The organism is Myxococcota bacterium (assembly GCA_039030075.1).
GTDB lineage: Bacteria > Myxococcota_A > UBA9160 > UBA9160 > SMWR01 > JAHEJV01.
Genome location: JBCCEW010000022.1, coordinates 36,116 through 53,949, shown reverse-complemented (window position 1 = coordinate 53,949; position 17,834 = coordinate 36,116). Strand labels below are relative to the sequence as shown.

13 protein-coding genes are annotated in these 17,834 nt (G+C 69.3%); 5 read left to right on the top strand and 8 right to left on the bottom strand.

Features of this window, described 5'->3' with window-relative positions:
• Position 1: 1 nt before the first annotated feature.
• The 4 genes from sdhB to AAF430_20310 all read right to left on the bottom strand — a co-directional run bounded on the left by sdhB (position 2) and on the right by AAF430_20310 (position 4,715).
• Positions 2-748, bottom strand: coding sequence for a succinate dehydrogenase iron-sulfur subunit (gene sdhB, locus AAF430_20325; GenBank protein MEM7412588.1), 747 nt, complete (start codon positions 746-748; stop codon positions 2-4).
• A gap of 81 nt (positions 749-829) precedes the next feature.
• Positions 830-2,545 (bottom strand): FAD-binding protein, encoded by a 1,716-nt coding sequence (locus AAF430_20320; protein MEM7412587.1) that lies wholly within the window; start codon positions 2,543-2,545, stop codon positions 830-832.
• A gap of 292 nt (positions 2,546-2,837) precedes the next feature.
• A complete protein-coding gene (locus AAF430_20315) occupies positions 2,838-3,848 on the bottom strand; it encodes an agmatine deiminase family protein (GenBank protein MEM7412586.1) in 1,011 nt (336 codons plus the stop codon).
• A gap of 6 nt (positions 3,849-3,854) precedes the next feature.
• Positions 3,855-4,715, bottom strand: a complete 861-nt coding sequence (locus tag AAF430_20310) for a carbon-nitrogen hydrolase (GenBank protein MEM7412585.1) — start codon at positions 4,713-4,715, stop codon at positions 3,855-3,857.
• Positions 4,716-4,980: 265 nt separating this feature from the next.
• On the opposite strand from AAF430_20310, the gene AAF430_20305 reads away from it, so the two are divergent.
• Positions 4,981-5,553, top strand: coding sequence for an NYN domain-containing protein (locus AAF430_20305; protein MEM7412584.1), 573 nt, complete (start codon positions 4,981-4,983; stop codon positions 5,551-5,553).
• Between the two features lie 61 nt (positions 5,554-5,614).
• Positions 5,615-8,587, top strand: a complete 2,973-nt coding sequence (locus AAF430_20300; protein MEM7412583.1) for an MMPL family transporter — start codon at positions 5,615-5,617, stop codon at positions 8,585-8,587.
• Positions 8,588-8,594: 7 nt separating this feature from the next.
• Here the strand turns inward: AAF430_20300 and AAF430_20295 are convergent, their stop codons facing one another.
• Positions 8,595-9,410: a pyruvate, water dikinase regulatory protein gene (locus AAF430_20295; protein MEM7412582.1), complete on the bottom strand. Its 816-nt coding sequence runs from the start codon at positions 9,408-9,410 to the stop codon at positions 8,595-8,597.
• 92 nt (positions 9,411-9,502) lie between these two features.
• Between AAF430_20295 and leuS the strand changes: the two genes are divergently transcribed.
• Together leuS and AAF430_20285 are read left to right on the top strand one after the other, a co-directional pair.
• Positions 9,503-12,118 carry a leucine--tRNA ligase gene (leuS, locus tag AAF430_20290; GenBank protein ID MEM7412581.1) on the top strand — a complete coding sequence of 872 codons (2,616 nt, stop codon included), beginning with the start codon at positions 9,503-9,505 and terminating at the stop codon, positions 12,116-12,118.
• A gap of 377 nt (positions 12,119-12,495) precedes the next feature.
• Positions 12,496-12,825 carry a hypothetical protein gene (locus AAF430_20285; protein ID MEM7412580.1) on the top strand — a complete coding sequence of 110 codons (330 nt, stop codon included), beginning with the start codon at positions 12,496-12,498 and terminating at the stop codon, positions 12,823-12,825.
• Between the two features lie 41 nt (positions 12,826-12,866).
• Here AAF430_20285 and AAF430_20280 read toward each other — a convergent pair whose 3' ends face one another.
• Positions 12,867-13,754 (bottom strand): heme o synthase, encoded by an 888-nt coding sequence (locus AAF430_20280; protein MEM7412579.1) that lies wholly within the window; start codon positions 13,752-13,754, stop codon positions 12,867-12,869.
• Between the two features lie 201 nt (positions 13,755-13,955).
• Here AAF430_20280 and AAF430_20275 point away from each other — a divergent pair, with 201 nt between their 5' ends.
• Complete coding sequence (locus AAF430_20275; GenBank protein ID MEM7412578.1) at positions 13,956-14,837, top strand: DMT family transporter; 882 nt, start codon at positions 13,956-13,958, stop codon at positions 14,835-14,837.
• Positions 14,838-14,844: 7 nt separating this feature from the next.
• On the opposite strand, the gene ptsP is transcribed toward AAF430_20275, so the two are convergent.
• Complete coding sequence (gene ptsP, locus AAF430_20270) at positions 14,845-17,178, bottom strand: phosphoenolpyruvate--protein phosphotransferase (GenBank protein MEM7412577.1); 2,334 nt, start codon at positions 17,176-17,178, stop codon at positions 14,845-14,847.
• 313 nt (positions 17,179-17,491) lie between these two features.
• Complete coding sequence (locus tag AAF430_20265; protein MEM7412576.1) at positions 17,492-17,737, bottom strand: helix-turn-helix transcriptional regulator; 246 nt, start codon at positions 17,735-17,737, stop codon at positions 17,492-17,494.
• Positions 17,738-17,834: the final 97 nt, after the last annotated feature.

Sequence of the window (17,834 nt, the reverse complement as noted above, 5' to 3'; positions counted from 1 at the left end):
CCTACTTGTCTCCTCCTCGCGGCACGACGAAGCCGGTGGCCCAGTCGATCACAGCGTTGATCTTCGACTGGTTCACGGCGGCGGCCGGATCGACGTTCTTCGGGCAGACCTCGCTGCACTCGTTGGCGTATGAGCACGAGAAGACCGTGCCCTCGCCGCGGAAGATCTCGTTGCGCTCGCCGGCGCCCTCGTCACGCGAGTCCATGTTGTAGCGGTGTCCGAGGGCGATCGCGGCGGGCCCGAGGAACTCGGGCTCGTTGCCGACGACCGGGCAGGCCGAGTAGCAGAGCATGCAGTTGATGCACATGCTGAACTGCTTGAAGTGTTCGAGCTCCTCGGGTGACTGGCGGTTCGTGCCTTCCTCGACCGCCTTCTCCTTCGCCGTGATGATCCACGGCTTGACCTTCTTGAACTTCTCCATGAAGCCGTCCATCTCGACCACGAGGTCTCGGACGATGGGGAAGTTCGAGAGGGGCGTCACCTCGACGCGGTCACCGTATTTGCTGAGCGCGTCCTTGCAGGTGAGCGACGGCTTGCCGTTCACCATCATCCCGCAGCTTCCGCAGACGGCCATGCGGCACGACCAGCGGTGCGACAGCGTGCCGTCGATCTCGTCCTTGATGTAGTTGAGGGCGTCGAGGACCTTCCAGTCGGGCTGCACCGGGACCTCGTAGGTCTGCTGGCGCGGAGCCTCGTCCTGGTCCGGATCGAAGCGGGTGATGACGAACGTCTTCTTTTCTTCGCTCATGTTCCTTCCAGTTCCCGCTTGCCCCCGGCTCGTTGCGCGCGACCTCCAGTCGCTTACGGGTCGGCGGGACGAGGTGGGCCGTTAGTACTTCCGCTCTTCCGGGACCCAGGTGCCGAGGGTCACGTCCTTCTTGTCGAGGCGCGGTCCCTGCTCTCCGTAGTAGCAGAGCGTGTGATAGAGGTAGTTCTGGTCGTCGCGGGTAGGTGCGTCGCGCCGGGTGTGAGCGCCGCGCGACTCCTTGCGATGCGCGGCGGACACGGCGAGCGACTCGGCCACCTCGAGCATGTTGTCGAGCTCGAGTGCCGCGATCAGCTCCGTGTTGAAGACCTTCGAGTTGTCCTCGATCTTCACGTTCGCCATGCGCTCCTTGAGCGCGGCGACGTCACGGACGGTGGCGTCCATCGAGGCCTGCTCGCGGTACACACCGCAGCCGGTCTCCATCGTGGCTTTCAGTTCGGTGCGGATGTCCGAGATCTTCTCGGAGCCGCCCTGCATGTTGCGCGCGGACTCGATGCGCGCGGCCTCTTCCTCGACGATGCGGACGCAGGCCGCCTCGTCACCCTCGTTGGTGCCGTTCGCATAGTCGACCGCGACCCGACCCGACCGCGCGCCAAACACGAGGCACTCGGTCAGCGAGTTCGAGCCGAGCCGGTTCGCACCGTTGATCGAGACACAGGCCACCTCGCCGGCCGCGTAGAGGCCGGGCAGCGGCGTCGCGCCGTCGATGTCCGTATCGACGCCGCCCATCATGTAGTGCACGACCGGTCGGATCGGGATCGGCTCGTGGACGGGATCGACCCCGGCGTAGATCTTCGCCAGTTCGCGCACCATCGGGAGGCGCTTGCTGATCTTCTCCTCGCCCAGGTGGGTGAGGTCGAGGTGCGCGTACTCGCCGTAGGGCCCCTTGAGGCCGCGGCCCGCTTCGATCTCCTGCACGATCGCGCGCGAGATCATGTCGCGGGGCCCGAGTTCGGCCTTCGTGCCGACGCCGTAGTCGCGCGTCACGAGGAAACGCTCGCCTTCCGAGTTCTTGACGTGGCCGCCTTCGCCGCGGGTGGCTTCGGTGATCAGGATGCCGGTGCCCGGGAGTCCGGTCGGGTGGTACTGGACGAACTCCATGTCCTTGAGCGGGACGCCTTCGCGGTAGGCCAGGGCCATCCCGTCGCCGGTCTTGATGTTGCCGTTCGTGGTGAACGGGAAGATCTTGCCGGCCCCGCCCGTGGCGAGGATGACGGCGCGCCCGAGGATGGCGCGCACCGTACCGTCGCGGATGTCGAGAGACGCGACGCCCCGCACGACGCCGCCTTCGATGATCAGCTTGGTCACGAACTGCTCGTCGTAGCGGACGATCCGGTCGAACCGCATCGAGTGCTGGAACAGCGAGTGCAGCATGTGGAAGCCGACCTTGTCGGTCGCGAACCAGGTGCGCTTCGTCGTCATGCCACCGAAGGCCCGCGTCGCTACGGTGCCGTCTTCGTTGCGGCTCCAGGGGCAGCCCCAGTGCTCGAGTCGGGTGAGCTCCTTCGGCGCTTCCTCGACGAAGTACTGGATCGCGTGCTGGTCACCGAGGAAATCGGAGCCCTTGACCGTGTCGTAGCCGTGCATCTCGAGGCTGTCGTCGTCTCGCGCGACGGCGGCGGCGCCGCCCTCGGCCGAGACCGTGTGACTCCGCATCGGATAGACTTTGGAGACCATCGCGACCGAGACGTCGGGATTCGCCTCCACGGCGGAGACTGCGGCGCGGAGGCCAGCGGCGCCTCCACCCACGATGACGACGTCGTGACGAATGACTTCCACCAAGATGGGACCTCTCGACTGGGAGGAACCTCGCCGGGACGAAGGCGCGCGGCTGGGGTTCCGTTCGTGGGGCGCGCTGGCTGGGAAGGCCGGCTGCGCCGAAGCGTTCGCGCTGGATCTCGAGGGGCTCCGCCGATGGTTTCCAGCGCGGTGGAGGATCACGGGGGACGGGATCTTCCAGCCTGGCGGGCCCAGATCCGTTGTAACGAATCTCCCGGAAAGTGGAAAGCGGATCGGCACTTTCGCGCCCTTCGGCGCGGGACGAGGCCCGTTCTGGGGGGGCAGGACCCCGCTAGAGGGCCGGCTCCTGCTGGGTCAGACAATGGATGGCGCCGAGCCCCTGGATCAGCCAGCGGCACGGGATCCCCAGGACCTCGCGGTCGGGCAACAAGTCGCTCAGGACGGCCAGCGCACGCGCGTCGCTGGACGCCCCGAAGGTCGGCACCAGCACGACGCCGTTCGCCAGGTAGAAGTTGGCGTAGCTGGCGGGGCAGCCTTCACCGTCGACCCGGTGGGACGGCGGCATCGGCAGATCGTGGATCTCGAGCCCCGCTTCCGCGAGGCGGCGGCGATTGTGTTCGAGCACCGACTGGTCGGCCCCCGCCTGGGCGCTTGCCGCCACCACGACGCCGGGGGCGACGAAGCGACAGACGTCGTCGATGTGGCCGTCGGTATCGTCGCCGGCGATTCCGCCGGGCAGCCAGACCACCCGCTCGGCCCCCAGCCACTCGCCGAGCCGCGCCTCCATCATCGCGCGATCTCGCCCGGCTTCTCGGTTCGGGTGGAGCAGGCACTGCTCCGTGGTGAGCAGGGTGCCGGCGCCGTCGCCCTCGAGCGAGCCTCCCTCGAGGACGAAGCCCGGCGACTCGGAGGCTGCCCCGGTGATCGCCGCGACTTTCGTGGCAAGCGCCGCATCGAGCTCCCAGGGTGGGTACTTCCCTCCCCAGGCGTTGAAGTCGAAGTCGACGGCGTGGAGCACGCCGCCGCGGTCGACGAACACGGGCGCCGTGTCCCGGAACCAGACGTCATTGGTCGGGATCGGGTGAAAGCGGATGCCTTTTTCCGGATCCGCGCCCGCCCGGCGCAGTCGGTGGCGGACGTCATCGGCGGTTGCTTCGTCGGGCACGACGAGTTCGATCGCCTCGCGGCCCTGCAGCGCCCGCAGGATCTCGACGTACTCGTCGCGGGCGTCTTCCAGGTGGCCGGGCCAGGTGTCCGGGTTGTGGGGCCAACCGAGCCAGGTGGCCCGGTGCGGCTCCCATTCGGCGGGCCAGCGCGGGCGCGCGGCGTCCGGCGCGGTCATGGCGCGTCAGTCCCGGAGGCGGCGGTCGAGATCCGCGTAGGCGTCGATGCGCCGGTCGCGCAGGAAAGGCCAGTCGCGTCGCACCCGCTCGATGTCCCCGAGGTCGCAATCGACCACCAGCGTCTCCGGACCGTCGGATCCGGCGCGCGCCAGCACCCGGCCGAACGGATCCGCGACGAAGGAGCTTCCCCAGAAGCGGATCGGGCCCTCGGTGCCGACCCGGTTCACGGCGATCACGAAGACGCCGTTGGCGATCGCGTGACTGCGTTGGATCGTTTCCCACGCGTCGCGCTGCGCCGCATCCGTCGCGTCGCCTTCGTCGAACTGCCAGCCGATCGCGGTCGGGTACACCAGGAACTCGGCACCCGCGAGGGCGGTCATGCGCGCGGCTTCGGGAAACCACTGGTCCCAGCAGATGAGTGGCCCGACCTGCCCGTGGCGCGTCGCGTGGGACTGGAAGCCCAGGTCCCCCGGCGTGAAGTAGAACTTCTCGTAGTAGAGCGGGTCGTCGGGGATGTGCATCTTGCGGTAGGTCCCGAGCGGACGGCCGTCCGCATCGATCACCACCGCCGAGTTGTGGTAGAGGCCCGCGGCCCGGCGTTCGAAGAGCGGTGCGACCACGACCACGCCGTGTTCCGCGGCGGCCTTGCCGAGCGCCTCGGTGCTCTCGCCCGGGATCGACTCGGCCAGGTCGAAGTGGGCCGGGTTCTCCTCCTGACAGAAGTAGAGAGAGCGAAACAGCTCGGGGAGGCAGACGAGCTGGGCGCCCTCGCGCGCTGCCCGCTCGAGTTCGGCCAGGGCGCGATCGAGATTCACGCGCGGATCGGGGTCGACCTGCATCTGCACGAGCGCGACGCGTACCGCCATACCGGGGTGCGTAGGCCACGGCTCTGAAGGCAGCAACCCCGCCCGCGGTCCTCGGGTGACCGGATCCGTCACGGCCGCACCCCACGCTGAGGTTCCCCCCCCGAAACAGCCGCACCCGGAGAACCGCATGACACCGCCCCCGGCCCCTCGCCCGTCCCGCACCCGTGCCCCCCTGCCGACCGCCGCTCCCCTCCGCGCGAGGCGCGAAGCGTCTCCCCGCCCTCAGGCCGCCGCTATCGGCGCCCCGCAGCCTCCCGCAAGGCGCTTGGCCCGCGGGCGGCGGTTCCTCCAGGAGGTCGCCGAGGCGCTCGGCCTGGTGCTCCTGTTCGTGGCGGGCGGGCTCCTGTGGGCGGGGCACTTGTCCGCCGCCCCCCCGGAGACGCGCGAACGCCCGTACTACGTTCCCGGGATGGACACGATCCGAGGGGCCGATGCACCCGAACTCGGCGCCGAGGAGCCCCGGGTCTGGTTGATCGACGGCTACAACGTCCTCAACGTGGGGCTCCTCGCCGGGCGCTCGCGTGAGGGCTGGTGGCGTTCGCATTTTCGCGAGGAGCTGCTCGGTCGCGTCGCCCGCTTCGAGGCGGCCGGGGCGGAGCTCTGGGTGGTGTTCGACGGCGCACACCCGGCGGCCGACGATGCCGAGGCGCCGCGCCGCGTCCGCTCGGTATTCGCACCCAGTGCCGACGACTGGTTGTTGCGGCGGCTCTCGGGGCGACCGGCGGGTGAGGTGGCCGTGGTGACGGCGGATCGCCGCCTCGCCGAGCGGGCGAAGCGCCGTGGCGCCGCGGTCGTGGCGCCGGCGGCCTTCCTGGCGCGCTGCCCTGCCATGAGCTGACCGGGAGCGACGGGTTCCATGCGGCCTGACGGCGCTTCCCGGCGCTATCTTGCGGTCGCCCATGGGGGAAGGGACGAGCGCAGCCGCGCTCCGTGTGCGCTCGAGGACCCAGCGCTTCGCGGAGGCGATCACCCGGCACCGGCGCCCCATCGCCTGCGTGCTCGCGGTGTCCACGCTCTTCTTCGCGTTCCCGCTGGCGGGCACCCTCGCGTCGCTCTTCGGTGTCGCGTGGCCCGGTCCGCGGCTCGAGGTGGACTCGCGCGCCCAGGACCGCTTCCCCGACCACCCGTATTTGCGCGCTCAGGAGAGCTTCGAACCGGTCTTCGGTCGTGTGGAGACCGTGGCGCTCGTGGTGCGCGTCCCGGACGGGACGATCTATCGCCCCGACGTGATCGACGCGCTGGCTGCGATCACCCGGGAGCTCGACGGCGAGGGGTTCGATCTCCAGAGCGAGGCGCGCGAGCGGCAACGGGCGACGCTCCGCCAGCAAGGGGTCGAAGACCCGACCACCATTCGGCGCGAGCTCGACCGCGCCTACGCTCCGTATCCGGTGCACCACGAGCGCGTCGGTTCTCTCACCCACCCCAACACCCGGGTGTTCGAGATCGCTGCGGACGGGACACTCGCCGTGGACCCCGTGGTGCGCGGGTCCCCCCGGACCGAGGCCGAGCTGGCCGCGCTGCGCGAGCGGGTGCGGCGCCATGCCGCGCAGCTCGTCGGGCGCTGGGTCTCGCGGGACGAATCGGCGGCGCTCGTCGCCGCGGGGTTCGTGAGCGAGCGGATGGACCACCAGGCCGCGGTGCGCGCTGTCTTCGAGCACGTCCGCGGAATCGAGGCGCGCTGGGAAGCGCAGGTTCCCGATCTCGAGATCGACGTGTCGGGTGCGCCGATCGCGCGCGGTTGGGTGCTGTTGCACGTCGAAGAGATCCTGGGGCTGATCGCCGCGAGCCTGCTCGTGATCTTCGGTTTGCTGTGGCTCACGTTCCGACGCTGGCACGGTGTCGTCGTCCCGGCCGTCGCGGCGGGCACGACGGCGGTCTGGGGGTTGGGCTTCGCGGCGTGGAGCGGCATCCACCTCGATCCGCTGTGGCTCGTGGTGCCGATGGTGATCACCGCCCGCGCGGTCTCTCACACGGTGCAGATGGCCGAGCGCTTCTTCGAGGTCTACGCCGAAGAGCGGCCGCGCACCGAGGACACGCGTCTGGCGCGCGATCGCGCGGCCACGCGTGCACTCGCCGATCTCCTGGTGCCCGGGACCCTCGGCGTCCTCACCGACGTCGCCGGACTCGCCGTGATCGGCCTGACGACGATCCGCCAGCTGCAGGACCTGGCCTGGCTGGGCGGTTTCTGGGTGGCGGCGATCGTCGTGACCGTCGAGATCCTGCATCCCGTCCTGCTCTGCTTCCTGCCGCCGCCGCGACGCGCCGAGTACACGTCACCCGTATGGCTCGGCTACGGGCTCGCACGCTTCGGTCGCATCGCGACGCATCCGCTGGGCCGCTTCGCCGTGGCGGGTACCAGCCTCGTCGTCTGCGTGGTCTCTGCGTGGGTCGTCGCGACGGGCTCGCAGATCGGCGAGGCTGCGCCGGGAACGCCGCTGTTGTGGCCCGATCACGATTTCAACCGGGCGACGGCCGCTCTGGCCGAACGGTTCGGCGGGGTCGACAGCCTGGAGGTCTACCTCGACGGCGATCGGCCTCACGCGAGTGTGGACCCGGCCGCGCTGCACGCGATCGAAGCGCTCGAAGAAGCACTCGCCCGCGACTCGGCGCTGTCGGGGAGCGTCTCGATCGCACCGGCGATCGCCGAGCTCTGGCAGCGACAGCACCACGGCGACCCGAAGTGGCGGTTCGTGCCCGACGATCCGGGCACGACGCGCAGCCTGATCTTCCAGCTACGCCAGAATGCGCCGCCGGGCTCGATGCGTTCGGTGCTCTCCGACGATGGCCGCGACGCCCGGGCCGTCTTCCGCTACCGCGACCACCGCGGCGCGACGATCCACCGCGCGATCATCGCCGCCGAGGCGGCGATCGCCGCCAGCGCGCCCGGTGAGTTGCAGCTGCGCTTGGAGCGTCGCAGCGGCGCGACCGACGCGGGCTTCTTCGACCGCGAACGGCTGCTCGACGGGCTCTACTACGCGATCGGTCCGCTGCTGCCGACCCGCGCCCACGACCTCCGCGTGTCGGTGCGCGGAAGCGACGCAAGCGACACGGTGGGCACCACCGCTTCCGGAGACGCCCAACCGGAATGGTTGGAGGAGTTTCGGGTGGCGGCACTCGATGCGGCCAACCTGGCGCCCGAGCGCTGGCCCGTCGCTCTGCGCGACTGGGGGGCGGAAGACGTGGACGGCTGGTGGTCGGACCCCGCTTTCGGGGTCCGGGCGGTCGTGGTCGACACCGACCAGCTGATCGTCGCCGACGCGCGCGCGGTCGATCCCGCTCCGGCGTTCCGCCCGACCCAGGCCTGGACGCGGGGCGTCCAGTTCGTGCTAGCGGGAGGCAGCCTCGGCACTCTCGCGGCGATCAACGCGGAAGTCGAGCGCAGCCACCTGGCGAACCTCTCGTTGATCCTCGTCGTGATCTTCGTGCTGCATGCGCTGACCTATCGCTCCGCCTGGAGCGGCGGGATCCTCGCCTTCCAGCTCGCCACCGTGACGCTCGCGTCCCTGGCGTTCATGGCCGTACGCGGTGTCGGACTCAACCTCCATACCCTCCCGGTGCAGGCGATCGGGGTGGGGCTCGGTGTCGACTACGCGATCTACATCGTCGATCGGGTCCGCCTCGAAGTCGCGGCCGGCCTCGACGAAGACGCCGCGATCCGCCGCGCGCTCTCGACCACCGGAGTCGCGATCGGGTTGACCGCGATGACGATCGTGGCCGGCGTAGGGGTGTGGGCGTTCGCGAGTCTGCGCTTCCAGGCGGAGATGGCCGCTCTGCTCGCGCTATTGATGGGGCTCCACATGCTCGGCGCGCTGACGGTGGTGCCGGCGCTCTACTCGATCCTGCGCCCGCGTTCCGCGTCGGCCTTGCGCTGACGCGACCTCAGCCGTCCGCTTCGAACAGGCGCAGGATGCGCGACGCGTTCTCCTCGGCGGCGCGGCCGCTGATGTCGACGACCTGCCAGCCCTGCTCCCGGTAGAGGCGCCGGGCGCGCCGGACCTCTTCGATCAGATTCTCCGGGTCGGCGTAGGTGCTGTACGGGGCGGCACCGAGGCTGCGCACGCGGGCCTGTCGGATCGTGAGCAACAGTGAGGGGTCGACGCTCAGGGCAAACACCTTGCGCGGGTCGAGCTCGAGGAGCTCCCGAGGCGGCTCGATTCCGGGCACGATCGGCACGTTGCCGGTCTTGTAGCCGCGCTGGGCCAGATACATCGACAGCGGGGTCTTCGAGGTGCGGGAGATCCCGGTGAGGACCAGATCGGCCCGAAACAGCGTGTGGAGGTTGGCTCCGTCGTCGTGCCGAACGGCGAACTCCACCGCCTCGATGCGGCGGAAGTAGTCGTCGGAGAAGCCGTGGAGCAGTCCGGGTTGGGAGCGCGGTTCGGCGCCGAGATGCTCCGCGATCTTCGCGATCATTCCGCCCAGGACGTCCAGGGTCGGGACGCCGCGCGCCGTCGCCTCTTCGATCAAGCCCTGGGCCACGCGCCGATCGACCAGGGTGAAGATCACGAGGGCGCCCGATCGTTCGGCCTCCTCCACGACGCGTCGGGCGAGCGAGGCCTGTCGGATTCCGCCGAAGCGTCGCAGCTTCCCCTTCGACTGGAACTGGGCGAGGGCGGCCTGGGCGACGGCGGCGCCGGTATCGCCGGTGCCATCGGAGACGATGAAGATCGGTGCCGGGAGGGACGACTCGCTCACCACCCAAGCTTGCCAGAAGTCCCGCGAGGCCACCCGGCAGGCTCCCGAGACGACTCCCGGGCCAAAGCCCAATCCACTAGATTCCCGCGACCATGCCCTACGACCACGCGGCGATCGAGGCGAAATGGCAGGCCTGGTGGGAGGAGAACCAGACCTTCCGCACGGAACTCGATGCGTCGAAGCCAAAGTACTACGTGCTCGACATGTTCCCCTATCCCTCGGGCGCGGGACTGCACGTCGGGCACCCCAAGGGCTACATCGCCACGGACGTCATCTCCCGGTACAAGCGGATGCGTGGCTTCAACGTGCTGCATCCCATGGGCTGGGACGCGTTCGGCCTGCCGGCCGAGCAGTACGCGATCGAGACCGGCACCCATCCCCGCGAGACCACCCAGCGCAACATCCAGACCTTCAAGCGTCAGCTGCGCAGCCTCGGCCTGGACTACGACTGGTCGCGGGAAATCGACACCACCGACCCGGGCTACGTGAAGTGGACCCAGTGGATCTTCCGGCGCCTCTACGAGCGAGACCTCGCCTACCTCGCCGAGGTCCCGGTCAACTGGTGTGCGGCCCTGGGCACGGTGCTGGCGAACGAAGAGGTCATCGATGGCAAGAGCGAGCGGGGCGGCCACCCGGTGGTGCGCATCCCGATGCGCCAGTGGATGCTCAAGATCACGGCCTATGCCGACCGACTGATCGAGGACCTCGACGATCTCGACTGGCCCGAGCCGATCAAGAAGATGCAGCGCGATTGGGTCGGGCGGTCCGTCGGAGCGCGCATCGCGTTCGCGATCGAGGGCTCGGACGCGAAGATCGACGTCTTCACCACGCGTCCCGACACGCTCTTCGGCGCCACCTACATGGTGTTGGCCCCGGAGCACCCGCTCGTTTCCGAGATCACGACCGATGCGCAACGCAGCGCGGTCGAGGACTACGTCGAGCAGGCCGCGCGTCGCAGCGAGCGCGCGCGCATGGCCGATGCCCACGAGAAGACCGGGGTCGCCACCGGCTCGCACGCGGTACATCCGGTCAGCGGCGAGCCGATTCCGATCTGGATCGCCGACTACGTGCTCGCGAGCTACGGCACGGGCGCGATCATGGCCGTTCCCGGCCACGACACGCGCGACTGGGAGTTCGCGCGGACCTTCGAGCTGCCGATCGTCGAGGTCGTGGACGGCGGGAACGCGGAGGAGGAGGCCTTCGTGGGGGAAGGCCAGGCCGTGAACTCGGGTTTCCTCGACGGGCTCGACACGCACGCGGCGAAGACGCGCATGTGCGAGTGGCTCGAGGCCGAGGGACGCGGCGAGAAGGCCGTCAGCTACAAGCTGCGCGACTGGCTCTTCAGCCGGCAGCGCTACTGGGGCGAGCCGTTCCCCGTGCTGCACCGCGAGGACGGGTCGACCACGCTGGTGCCCGAGTCCGACCTGCCGGTACTGCTACCCGAACTCGAGGACTTCAAGCCGTCCGGCGAATTCGAGCCGCCGCTCGCGCGCTCGAAGGAATGGCTCGAGACCGTCGACCCGGAGACCGGCGCCCCGGTGGTGCGCGACGCCAACACGATGCCCCAGTGGGCGGGCAGCTGCTGGTACTACCTGCGGTTCTGCGATCCGCGCAACGACGCGGCGGCGTTCTCGCCCGAGGCCGAGCGCTACTGGATGCCGGTCGATCTCTACGTGGGCGGCGCCGAGCACGCGGTCTTGCACCTGCTCTACGCACGGTTCTGGCACAAGGTGCTCTACGACCTCGACCTCGTGCACACGAAGGAGCCCTTCCAGCGGCTGCTCAACCCGGGCATGGTGCTCGGCTACAGCTACCGGTACTACGACGACAACCTGGCCGACGACCCGGGCGCCGCCCCGACGCGCTTCGCGTCGAGTGAGGTTCGCACCGACGGCGAGACCGCGCGCGCCCAGAGCGACGACCGCGAGCTGAAAGAGCGTTGGCTCAATGCGGGGGATGTGCGCTGGCAGGGCGAGGATCCGTACCACCCGGAAGCGGACCTCTTGCTCGAGACGGTCACCGAGAAGATGTCGAAGAGTCGGGGCAACGTGGTGAACCCGGACGAGGTGGTGGCTCGCTTCGGCACGGACGCGATGCGGCTCTACGAGATGTTCATGGGCCCGCTCGAGAAGGGCGCGCCCTGGTCCGACGAGGCGATCCCGGGCCTGCACCGGTTCTTGCAGCGCGCCCATCGGCTGGTGACCGGCGAGGAGGACGAGGCCGCGCGCGTTCCCGGGCCCGGAAGCGATGCCCAGGCCCGGCTCACCGCGGAAACGATCGCGGGGGTGAGCGAAGACGTCGAGCAGATGCGCTTCAACACGGCGATCTCGAAGCTGATGGTGTTCGCGCGGGACATCACCCGCGACGGGGCCCTGCCCGAGGAGGCGGCCGATGCGTTCGTGCGGTTGCTGTCGCCCTTCGCGCCACACCTCGCCGAGGAGCTCTGGCGAGCCCTCGGGCACGACCAGAGCGTGGCGCTCGCGGACTGGCCCGAGGCCGATGCGTCCCGGCTCGTGAAGGAGTCCCTACGCCTGGCGATCCAGGTAAACGGCAAGCGCCGCGGCGAGATCGAGGTGCCTGCGGACGCAGACGAGGATGCCATCCGCACCGCGGCGCTCGGGGAAGAGGCCGTCCAGCGGCACCTGGCCGGACGCGAGCCCAAGAAGGTGATCATCGTCCCCGGGCGACTGGTCAACGTGGTCGGCTAGAAAACCTCGTTTGAAAGCCGCTTTTCGCGCGCTCTCGGGGCTCTTTTCGCCGTCCTGAGGTGTGTTTCGAGGAATCCTCCGGGTTCCTCGAATTTCGGCTTGACAAAACCGGAACCCGTGCTACTATCTCCACATCATCACGAAATCAAAAACCCGCCTTGAGCGGGTTGTTTTTTGCCGAGTACTTTCGCTTTAGATTCGTGTTCGGCCATGGTTTTCGGGATTCGGGGTCCTGCGCGCCCCTCGATCCGCCGATTCGGAAGGCGAAGGCGGCGTGCGTCGGCTCCGGACCTCCCCGGGGGCCAGGAGCCCGATTCCGATCCGCCCGGAACCTCGACCCACCGGACAGGGGGCGAGCCGAGAGCGGAGGTGCAGCGATGGCCAAGCGCGAGACGGCCGGCGCAAAGACGTCTGGCACGAAGTCTGAGACGAAGCAGCCCGCCGAGACATCCGCGGGCGGGTCCGCGAAAGCCGAGGTCGGTACTTCGGTGGGCAACGGCATCATCGAGGGCGAGGCGCTCGAACCCATCAAGATGGTCGAGCGCGAACTCACCCGGCCCGACGGCACCACCGTCATGGTGCAGGTGCCCGTCTACCCGCCGTTCCGCCTCAAGGATCGGAACGCCCCTCGGACGGCTCCGCCGCGAGGTCGCAAGACTCCCACCCTCAAGCGCCGCAAGCGCGCCGAGGGCTCGCAGGACGCCTAGTCCGCGAGTCAGGGCCCGGGCCGAAGCCCGGGTAGATCGCGCTAGGCGATCACCCGATCGACGATCATCGCCAGGAACAGGGCGAACAGGTAACCGAGCGAGACGTGGAAGGCGCGGCGCGCCGCCTCGTCATTGCGCTCACGAATGACCCGCACCACGTGCCACAGGAACCATGCGTCCAGGGCCACGGCGCATACGAGGTACGGGGTTCCCAGCAGCCCGAGCGCCGTCGGGGCCAGCGTGAAGGGCACCAGAGCGATCGTGTAGAGCAGCATCCGCCAGCGCGTCGGCTCGTCGCCGATGACGTTCGGCAGCATCGGGATGCCCGCCCGGGCGTAGTCTTCTTTCCGGAACAGCGCGATGGCCCACACGTGGGGCGGCTGCCAGAAGAAGATGATCGCGAAGAGCAGCCAGCCGGCGGCTCCGACGTGGCCATTGACGGCCGCGTCCGCGATCAGGGGAGCAGCCGCGCCCGCGGCGCCGCCCACGACCGCGTTCCAGGAGGAGCGCGGCTTCAGCCAGACCGTGTACACGAACACGTAGAAGAGGATGCTCGCGACCCCGAGCCCGGCGGCGACCGGCCCGGCGATGGTCCACAGCAGCGCGGTCGAGATCGCCGACAGCGCCAGCCCGAAGGCCAGGGCCGACTGAGGCGAAATGTCCTGGGAGGGCAGCGGACGGGTGCGGGTGCGCTCCATCAGCGCGTCCCGGTCGCGCTCCAGGTAGCAGTTGAGCGTGTTGGCCGCGCCAGCCGCCAGGGCAATGCCGAGCAGCGTCGCGACGACGAACCCCGCCGGCGGCCAGCCCGGTGCCGCCATCATCATCGCGGGCAGCCCCGTGAAGATCACGAGCACCAGGATCCGCGGCTTGGTCAATTCCAAGTAGCCGCGCAGCCGCTGGCTGACGGACGGAAGGGCAGCTTCTGCCATGGTTGGGTGGGCTCCGACGGCGTCCAGGGGCGCCCTCGGAAGGGGCAGGACGCGGGCGGGAGGTGAGAGGGCGGGACGGCCCCTTGGGACGGCGAAGGGGTAGCACGGGGCCTGAGGGTGGTCGAGCGGCTCGCGGGCGGTGTCGCGGAGCCCAGCGCCACCGTTTCGAGGCGTCTCGCGCGGACGCGGTAGGCTTGCCGCTTGTCGCCCCTCGCTTTCGCTCTGGTCTTGGCGTCCGCGGCGCTTCACGCGATCTGGAGCGCGACCATCAAGCGCAGCGGCCACCCGCTGGCCTTCAACTGGCTCCAAGTCGTGCTCGGGACCACCGGCCTCTGGCTCGCGCTCCCCTGGATCCCCTGGGCCTCCGTCCCGACCGAGGTCTGGGTGACGATGGGCGCGACGGGAGTCGCCCATTCGGCGTACATGTATTGGATGGCGCGCGCGTACGAGGGCGGGGACCTCTCGCTCGTCTATCCGATCGCGCGCTCCACACCCGCCTTCTTGCCGTTCCTGGCGGTGCCGCTGCTCGGGGAGGAGATCCGTCTCGGTGGAGCTCTGGGCATCGCGGTCGTGGTGCTCGGCATCTGGTGCGTCCACCTGGGACCCGAGACCCGCGGCAGCGCGCTGCGCAGCCAGGCCGCGCGCTTCGCCTATCTGACCCTGGGTGCGACCGTCGTGTATTCGCTGCTCGACAAGCACGCGATGCACACGCTCGGGGAGACGGAGAACCCGGGGCCGCTCCCGTGGGCGATCGTGTACTCGCTGCTCTACCACGCCTTCGACGCGTCCTTCCTGACGGTGTTGGTGGTGAGACGAATGGGCTGGTCGAGGCTGCGCGCCGAGATCCGACCCCAACTGCGGACGGCCGCGATGGCCGCGGCGATCTCGTTCGTGGGGTACGCGCTGATCCTCTGGGCCTACGAGAGCGCGCTCGCCAGCTACGTCGTGGCCGTGCGCCAGGTGAGCGTGCTCTTCGCCGTCGGCCTCGGGATCGTCTGGCTCGGGGAACGACCGGGGCGAGCGCGCGTGTGGGGCGCCGTGCTGACCGTGATCGGCATCGCCCTGATCGCTCGCTTCGGCTGAATGCGACTCAGCGGAGGGCGGTCTCGACCTGGCGGCGCAGCCACGGGCCGAGATCCGGATGGTCGAGGAGTCCGGCTTCTCGGAGTCTGCTCGCGCCGATGGCGCGCACTTCCGAGGCGCAGCTCGCATCGCGTGCGCGGCGCGCATCGGCTTCGGCCTCGCCCTGGTCCAGGGCGTGCACGATCTCCTTCACGATCGGGACGGCGCTCGGTGGTCCGGACAGCTCGGCGATGCCCTGTCCTACCAGGATGGGGACCGCGAGCGGGTTGCTCGCCATCTCGCCGCAGATCGAGATCGGGATACCCGTCTTGCGCGCCGCGCGCACGCTGTGATCGACCAGGCTGATGACCGCCGGGTGCAACGGATCGAACAGGTGGGCGATGCGCTCGTTGCCACGGTCGACGGCGAGGGTGTATTGGGTGAGGTCGTTCGTCCCTACGCTGAAGAAGTCGCATTCGCGCGCCAGCGACTCGGAGATCAGGGCGGCGGAGGGAACTTCGATCATCACGCCGACCGGGATGTCGGCGTCGAAGGCGGTGCCCTTGGCGCGCATCTGGTCCATCACGTCGTTCACGATCTCGCGCGCCTGACGCAGCTCCCCGACCGACGAGATCATCGGCAGCAGCAAGCGCACGTTGCCGCGCGCGCTCGCCCGGAGGATCGCCCGCAGCTGCGCGCGGAAGGACTCCTCGTGGGTGAAGCTCAAGCGGATCGAGCGACAACCGAGCTGCGGGTTCTCTTCGTAGGGCAGGGCGAGGTTGGGAACCTCCTTGTCGCCGCCGAGGTCGAGGGTTCGGAACGTGACCGGGCGGGGCGCGAGGAAGCCGGCCACCCGTTCGTAGAGCTGCTCCTGCTCTTCCTCTTCCGGGAACCCTCGATGGGCGAATGCCAACATCTCGGTGCGGAAGAGCCCGACCCCTTCGGCACCGTGTTGCTCCACCAGACGCAGGTCGCTGACCAGCCCGCAGTTCGCCGTGAGTGCGATGCGCCGTCCGTCGCGGGTCTCGGCCGGAACCTCGCGCAGCGCGTCCAGGTGTTCTGCCGCGATCTCGAAGCGCTCGCGGGCACGCTCGTACTCGGTGATGAGGTGCTCGTCGGGGGAGAGGAAGATCGTCCCCTCGCCACCATCGACGATCGCCAGCTCGCCCGGGCGCAGGTTCTCCCCCAGGCCGGAGACGCCCGTCACCGCGGGGATCTCCAGGGTGCGGGCGAAGATCGCACCGTGGGAGGTCGAGCCACCGTGCTCGGACACGATGGCGCCGACCCGTTCGAGGTCGAGGCGCGCGAAGTGACCCGGCAGGATGTTGTCGGCGAAGACGATGGCGCCGTCTTCCATGCGCGGGCGCTGGGCGCGATCGCCCAGGAGCTGCTCCATCACGCGCCGGCCGATGTCCTCGATGTCGCTCATCCGCTCGCGGAAGTAGGCGTCCTCGATGCGGCTGAAGGTCTTCCGGTAGGCCCCGAGCACGCTCTGCAGGGCCACGCGGGCGTTGGCGCTGCGGCCGACTTCGTCGCGCAGCTTCGAGACGAAGCCCTTGTCCTCGAGGATCTGGATGTGGGTGTGGAAGACGGCGGAGAACTCGGGGCCGAAGCGGTCACCGAGCTCTTCGCGGTTGTCGTCGAGGTCGCGGCGGACGCTCGAGATCGCCTGGATCAGGTCGCGCTCCTCGGCGTCCGCGGATGCGCTCGGCTCGTACTCGAGCTGGGCCAGATCGAGCGGATTCTCCATCCGGTAGATGCGCCCGATCGCGATGCCTCGCGAAGTCCCGAGGCCCTTGAACTCGACGTTCTGGTCGGGGCGCGGGGCGGGGCTGCGCACGATCGGAATCCCGTGGGCCGCGAGCTCCTCCGAGTCGCGCTCGAGGGCCTCCTCGGACTGGTCGACCAGCGAAAGGAAGCGCGCGTTCATGACCACCGGCGAGATCAGCTGCGCGCAGGTCTGGAGCACGTCGACTTCGAAGGGCTCGAAGCGCCGCTGCTCGATCGTCTGCACCACGAGGACGCCGACGGTGACGTTCTTGACGAGCAGCGGAGCCGCCATCAGCGACGTGAAGCGCTCCTCACCGGTCTCGGGGAAGTAGCGGTAGCTCGGGTGCGTCTGCGCGTCGTCGCTCACCACCGGAGAGCGTTGCGCCGCGGCGAGCCCTACCAGTCCCTGACCGACCGGCAGCCGGACCCGGCCGATCGACTCGCGGTGCAGCCCATTGGTCGCCGAGAGAGTGAGCTGCGTGACGTCGGCTTCGACCAGATAGATCGAGCAGGCATCCGCATCGAGGCGCTTGCCGACCAGATCGACCACATTGCCGAGCGTCTCGTGAAGATCGTGCGAGCGTGCGACGATCTCGGCGACGTCTGCCAGCAGTGTGATCCGGTCCGGAATCGGGCGGGCCTCCGAGCGTGGGTGGGATGCGACTCGTCGACGTCCTCTCGGGTCCGCGCGGTGCGGTCGGGAAGACGCACGCTCGCCGAGGAAGACGCGCCCGATCGCGGATCAGGCGCCCGGAGAGCGTCCCAACGCCATGGTACCGAAACCCGCTCGCGCTGGGCTGCGAGGGAGATCGGTGGCGTCGGGTCCCGTGGACGGGACCCCGTTCGTGGTGTGCCGCGAGAACGCACGGCTCGGCGGTGTGTGCCGCCGAGTGCGCGCTAGGCGACTAGTACGACGGCGTGTTCTGCGGCGTCGACGGTTCGGACGACGGCTCGTCGGCGAACACGTGAGCGGGCGGGAACACCTGGTCCTTGTCTTCGAAGCGGAGACCGAGCGCGAGCAGGATCTTGCGCTTGGTGTCCATCCGACAGTTCATGCCCTTCTCGACGGAATGAATCGTACGGAGAGCAACCTTGGCCTTGCGAGCCAGCTGCGCCTGGGTCATCAGGCGGTTCTCTCGCAGCTCGCGCACGCGATTCTTCCGAATCGTCTTCGATCGATTATTCTCCATACCCACGCACACTCCCTCGGGTCGGCCGGACGAAGGCCGACTGGGTTCCTCTCCACTT

What these genes read in the sequence shown, in the direction of transcription:
- leuS (MEM7412581.1), top strand. Translation starts at nt 9,503, where the DNA reads ATGCCCTACGACCACGCGGCGATCGAGGCGAAATGGCAGGCCTGGTGG.
- AAF430_20310 (MEM7412585.1), bottom strand. Translation starts at nt 4,715, where the DNA reads ATGGCGGTACGCGTCGCGCTCGTGCAGATGCAGGTCGACCCCGATCCG.
- AAF430_20300 (MEM7412583.1), top strand. Translation starts at nt 5,615, where the DNA reads ATGGGGGAAGGGACGAGCGCAGCCGCGCTCCGTGTGCGCTCGAGGACC.
- AAF430_20285 (MEM7412580.1), top strand. Translation starts at nt 12,496, where the DNA reads ATGGCCAAGCGCGAGACGGCCGGCGCAAAGACGTCTGGCACGAAGTCT.
- sdhB (MEM7412588.1), bottom strand. Translation starts at nt 748, where the DNA reads ATGAGCGAAGAAAAGAAGACGTTCGTCATCACCCGCTTCGATCCGGAC.
- AAF430_20280 (MEM7412579.1), bottom strand. Translation starts at nt 13,754, where the DNA reads ATGGCAGAAGCTGCCCTTCCGTCCGTCAGCCAGCGGCTGCGCGGCTAC.
- AAF430_20315 (MEM7412586.1), bottom strand. Translation starts at nt 3,848, where the DNA reads ATGACCGCGCCGGACGCCGCGCGCCCGCGCTGGCCCGCCGAATGGGAG.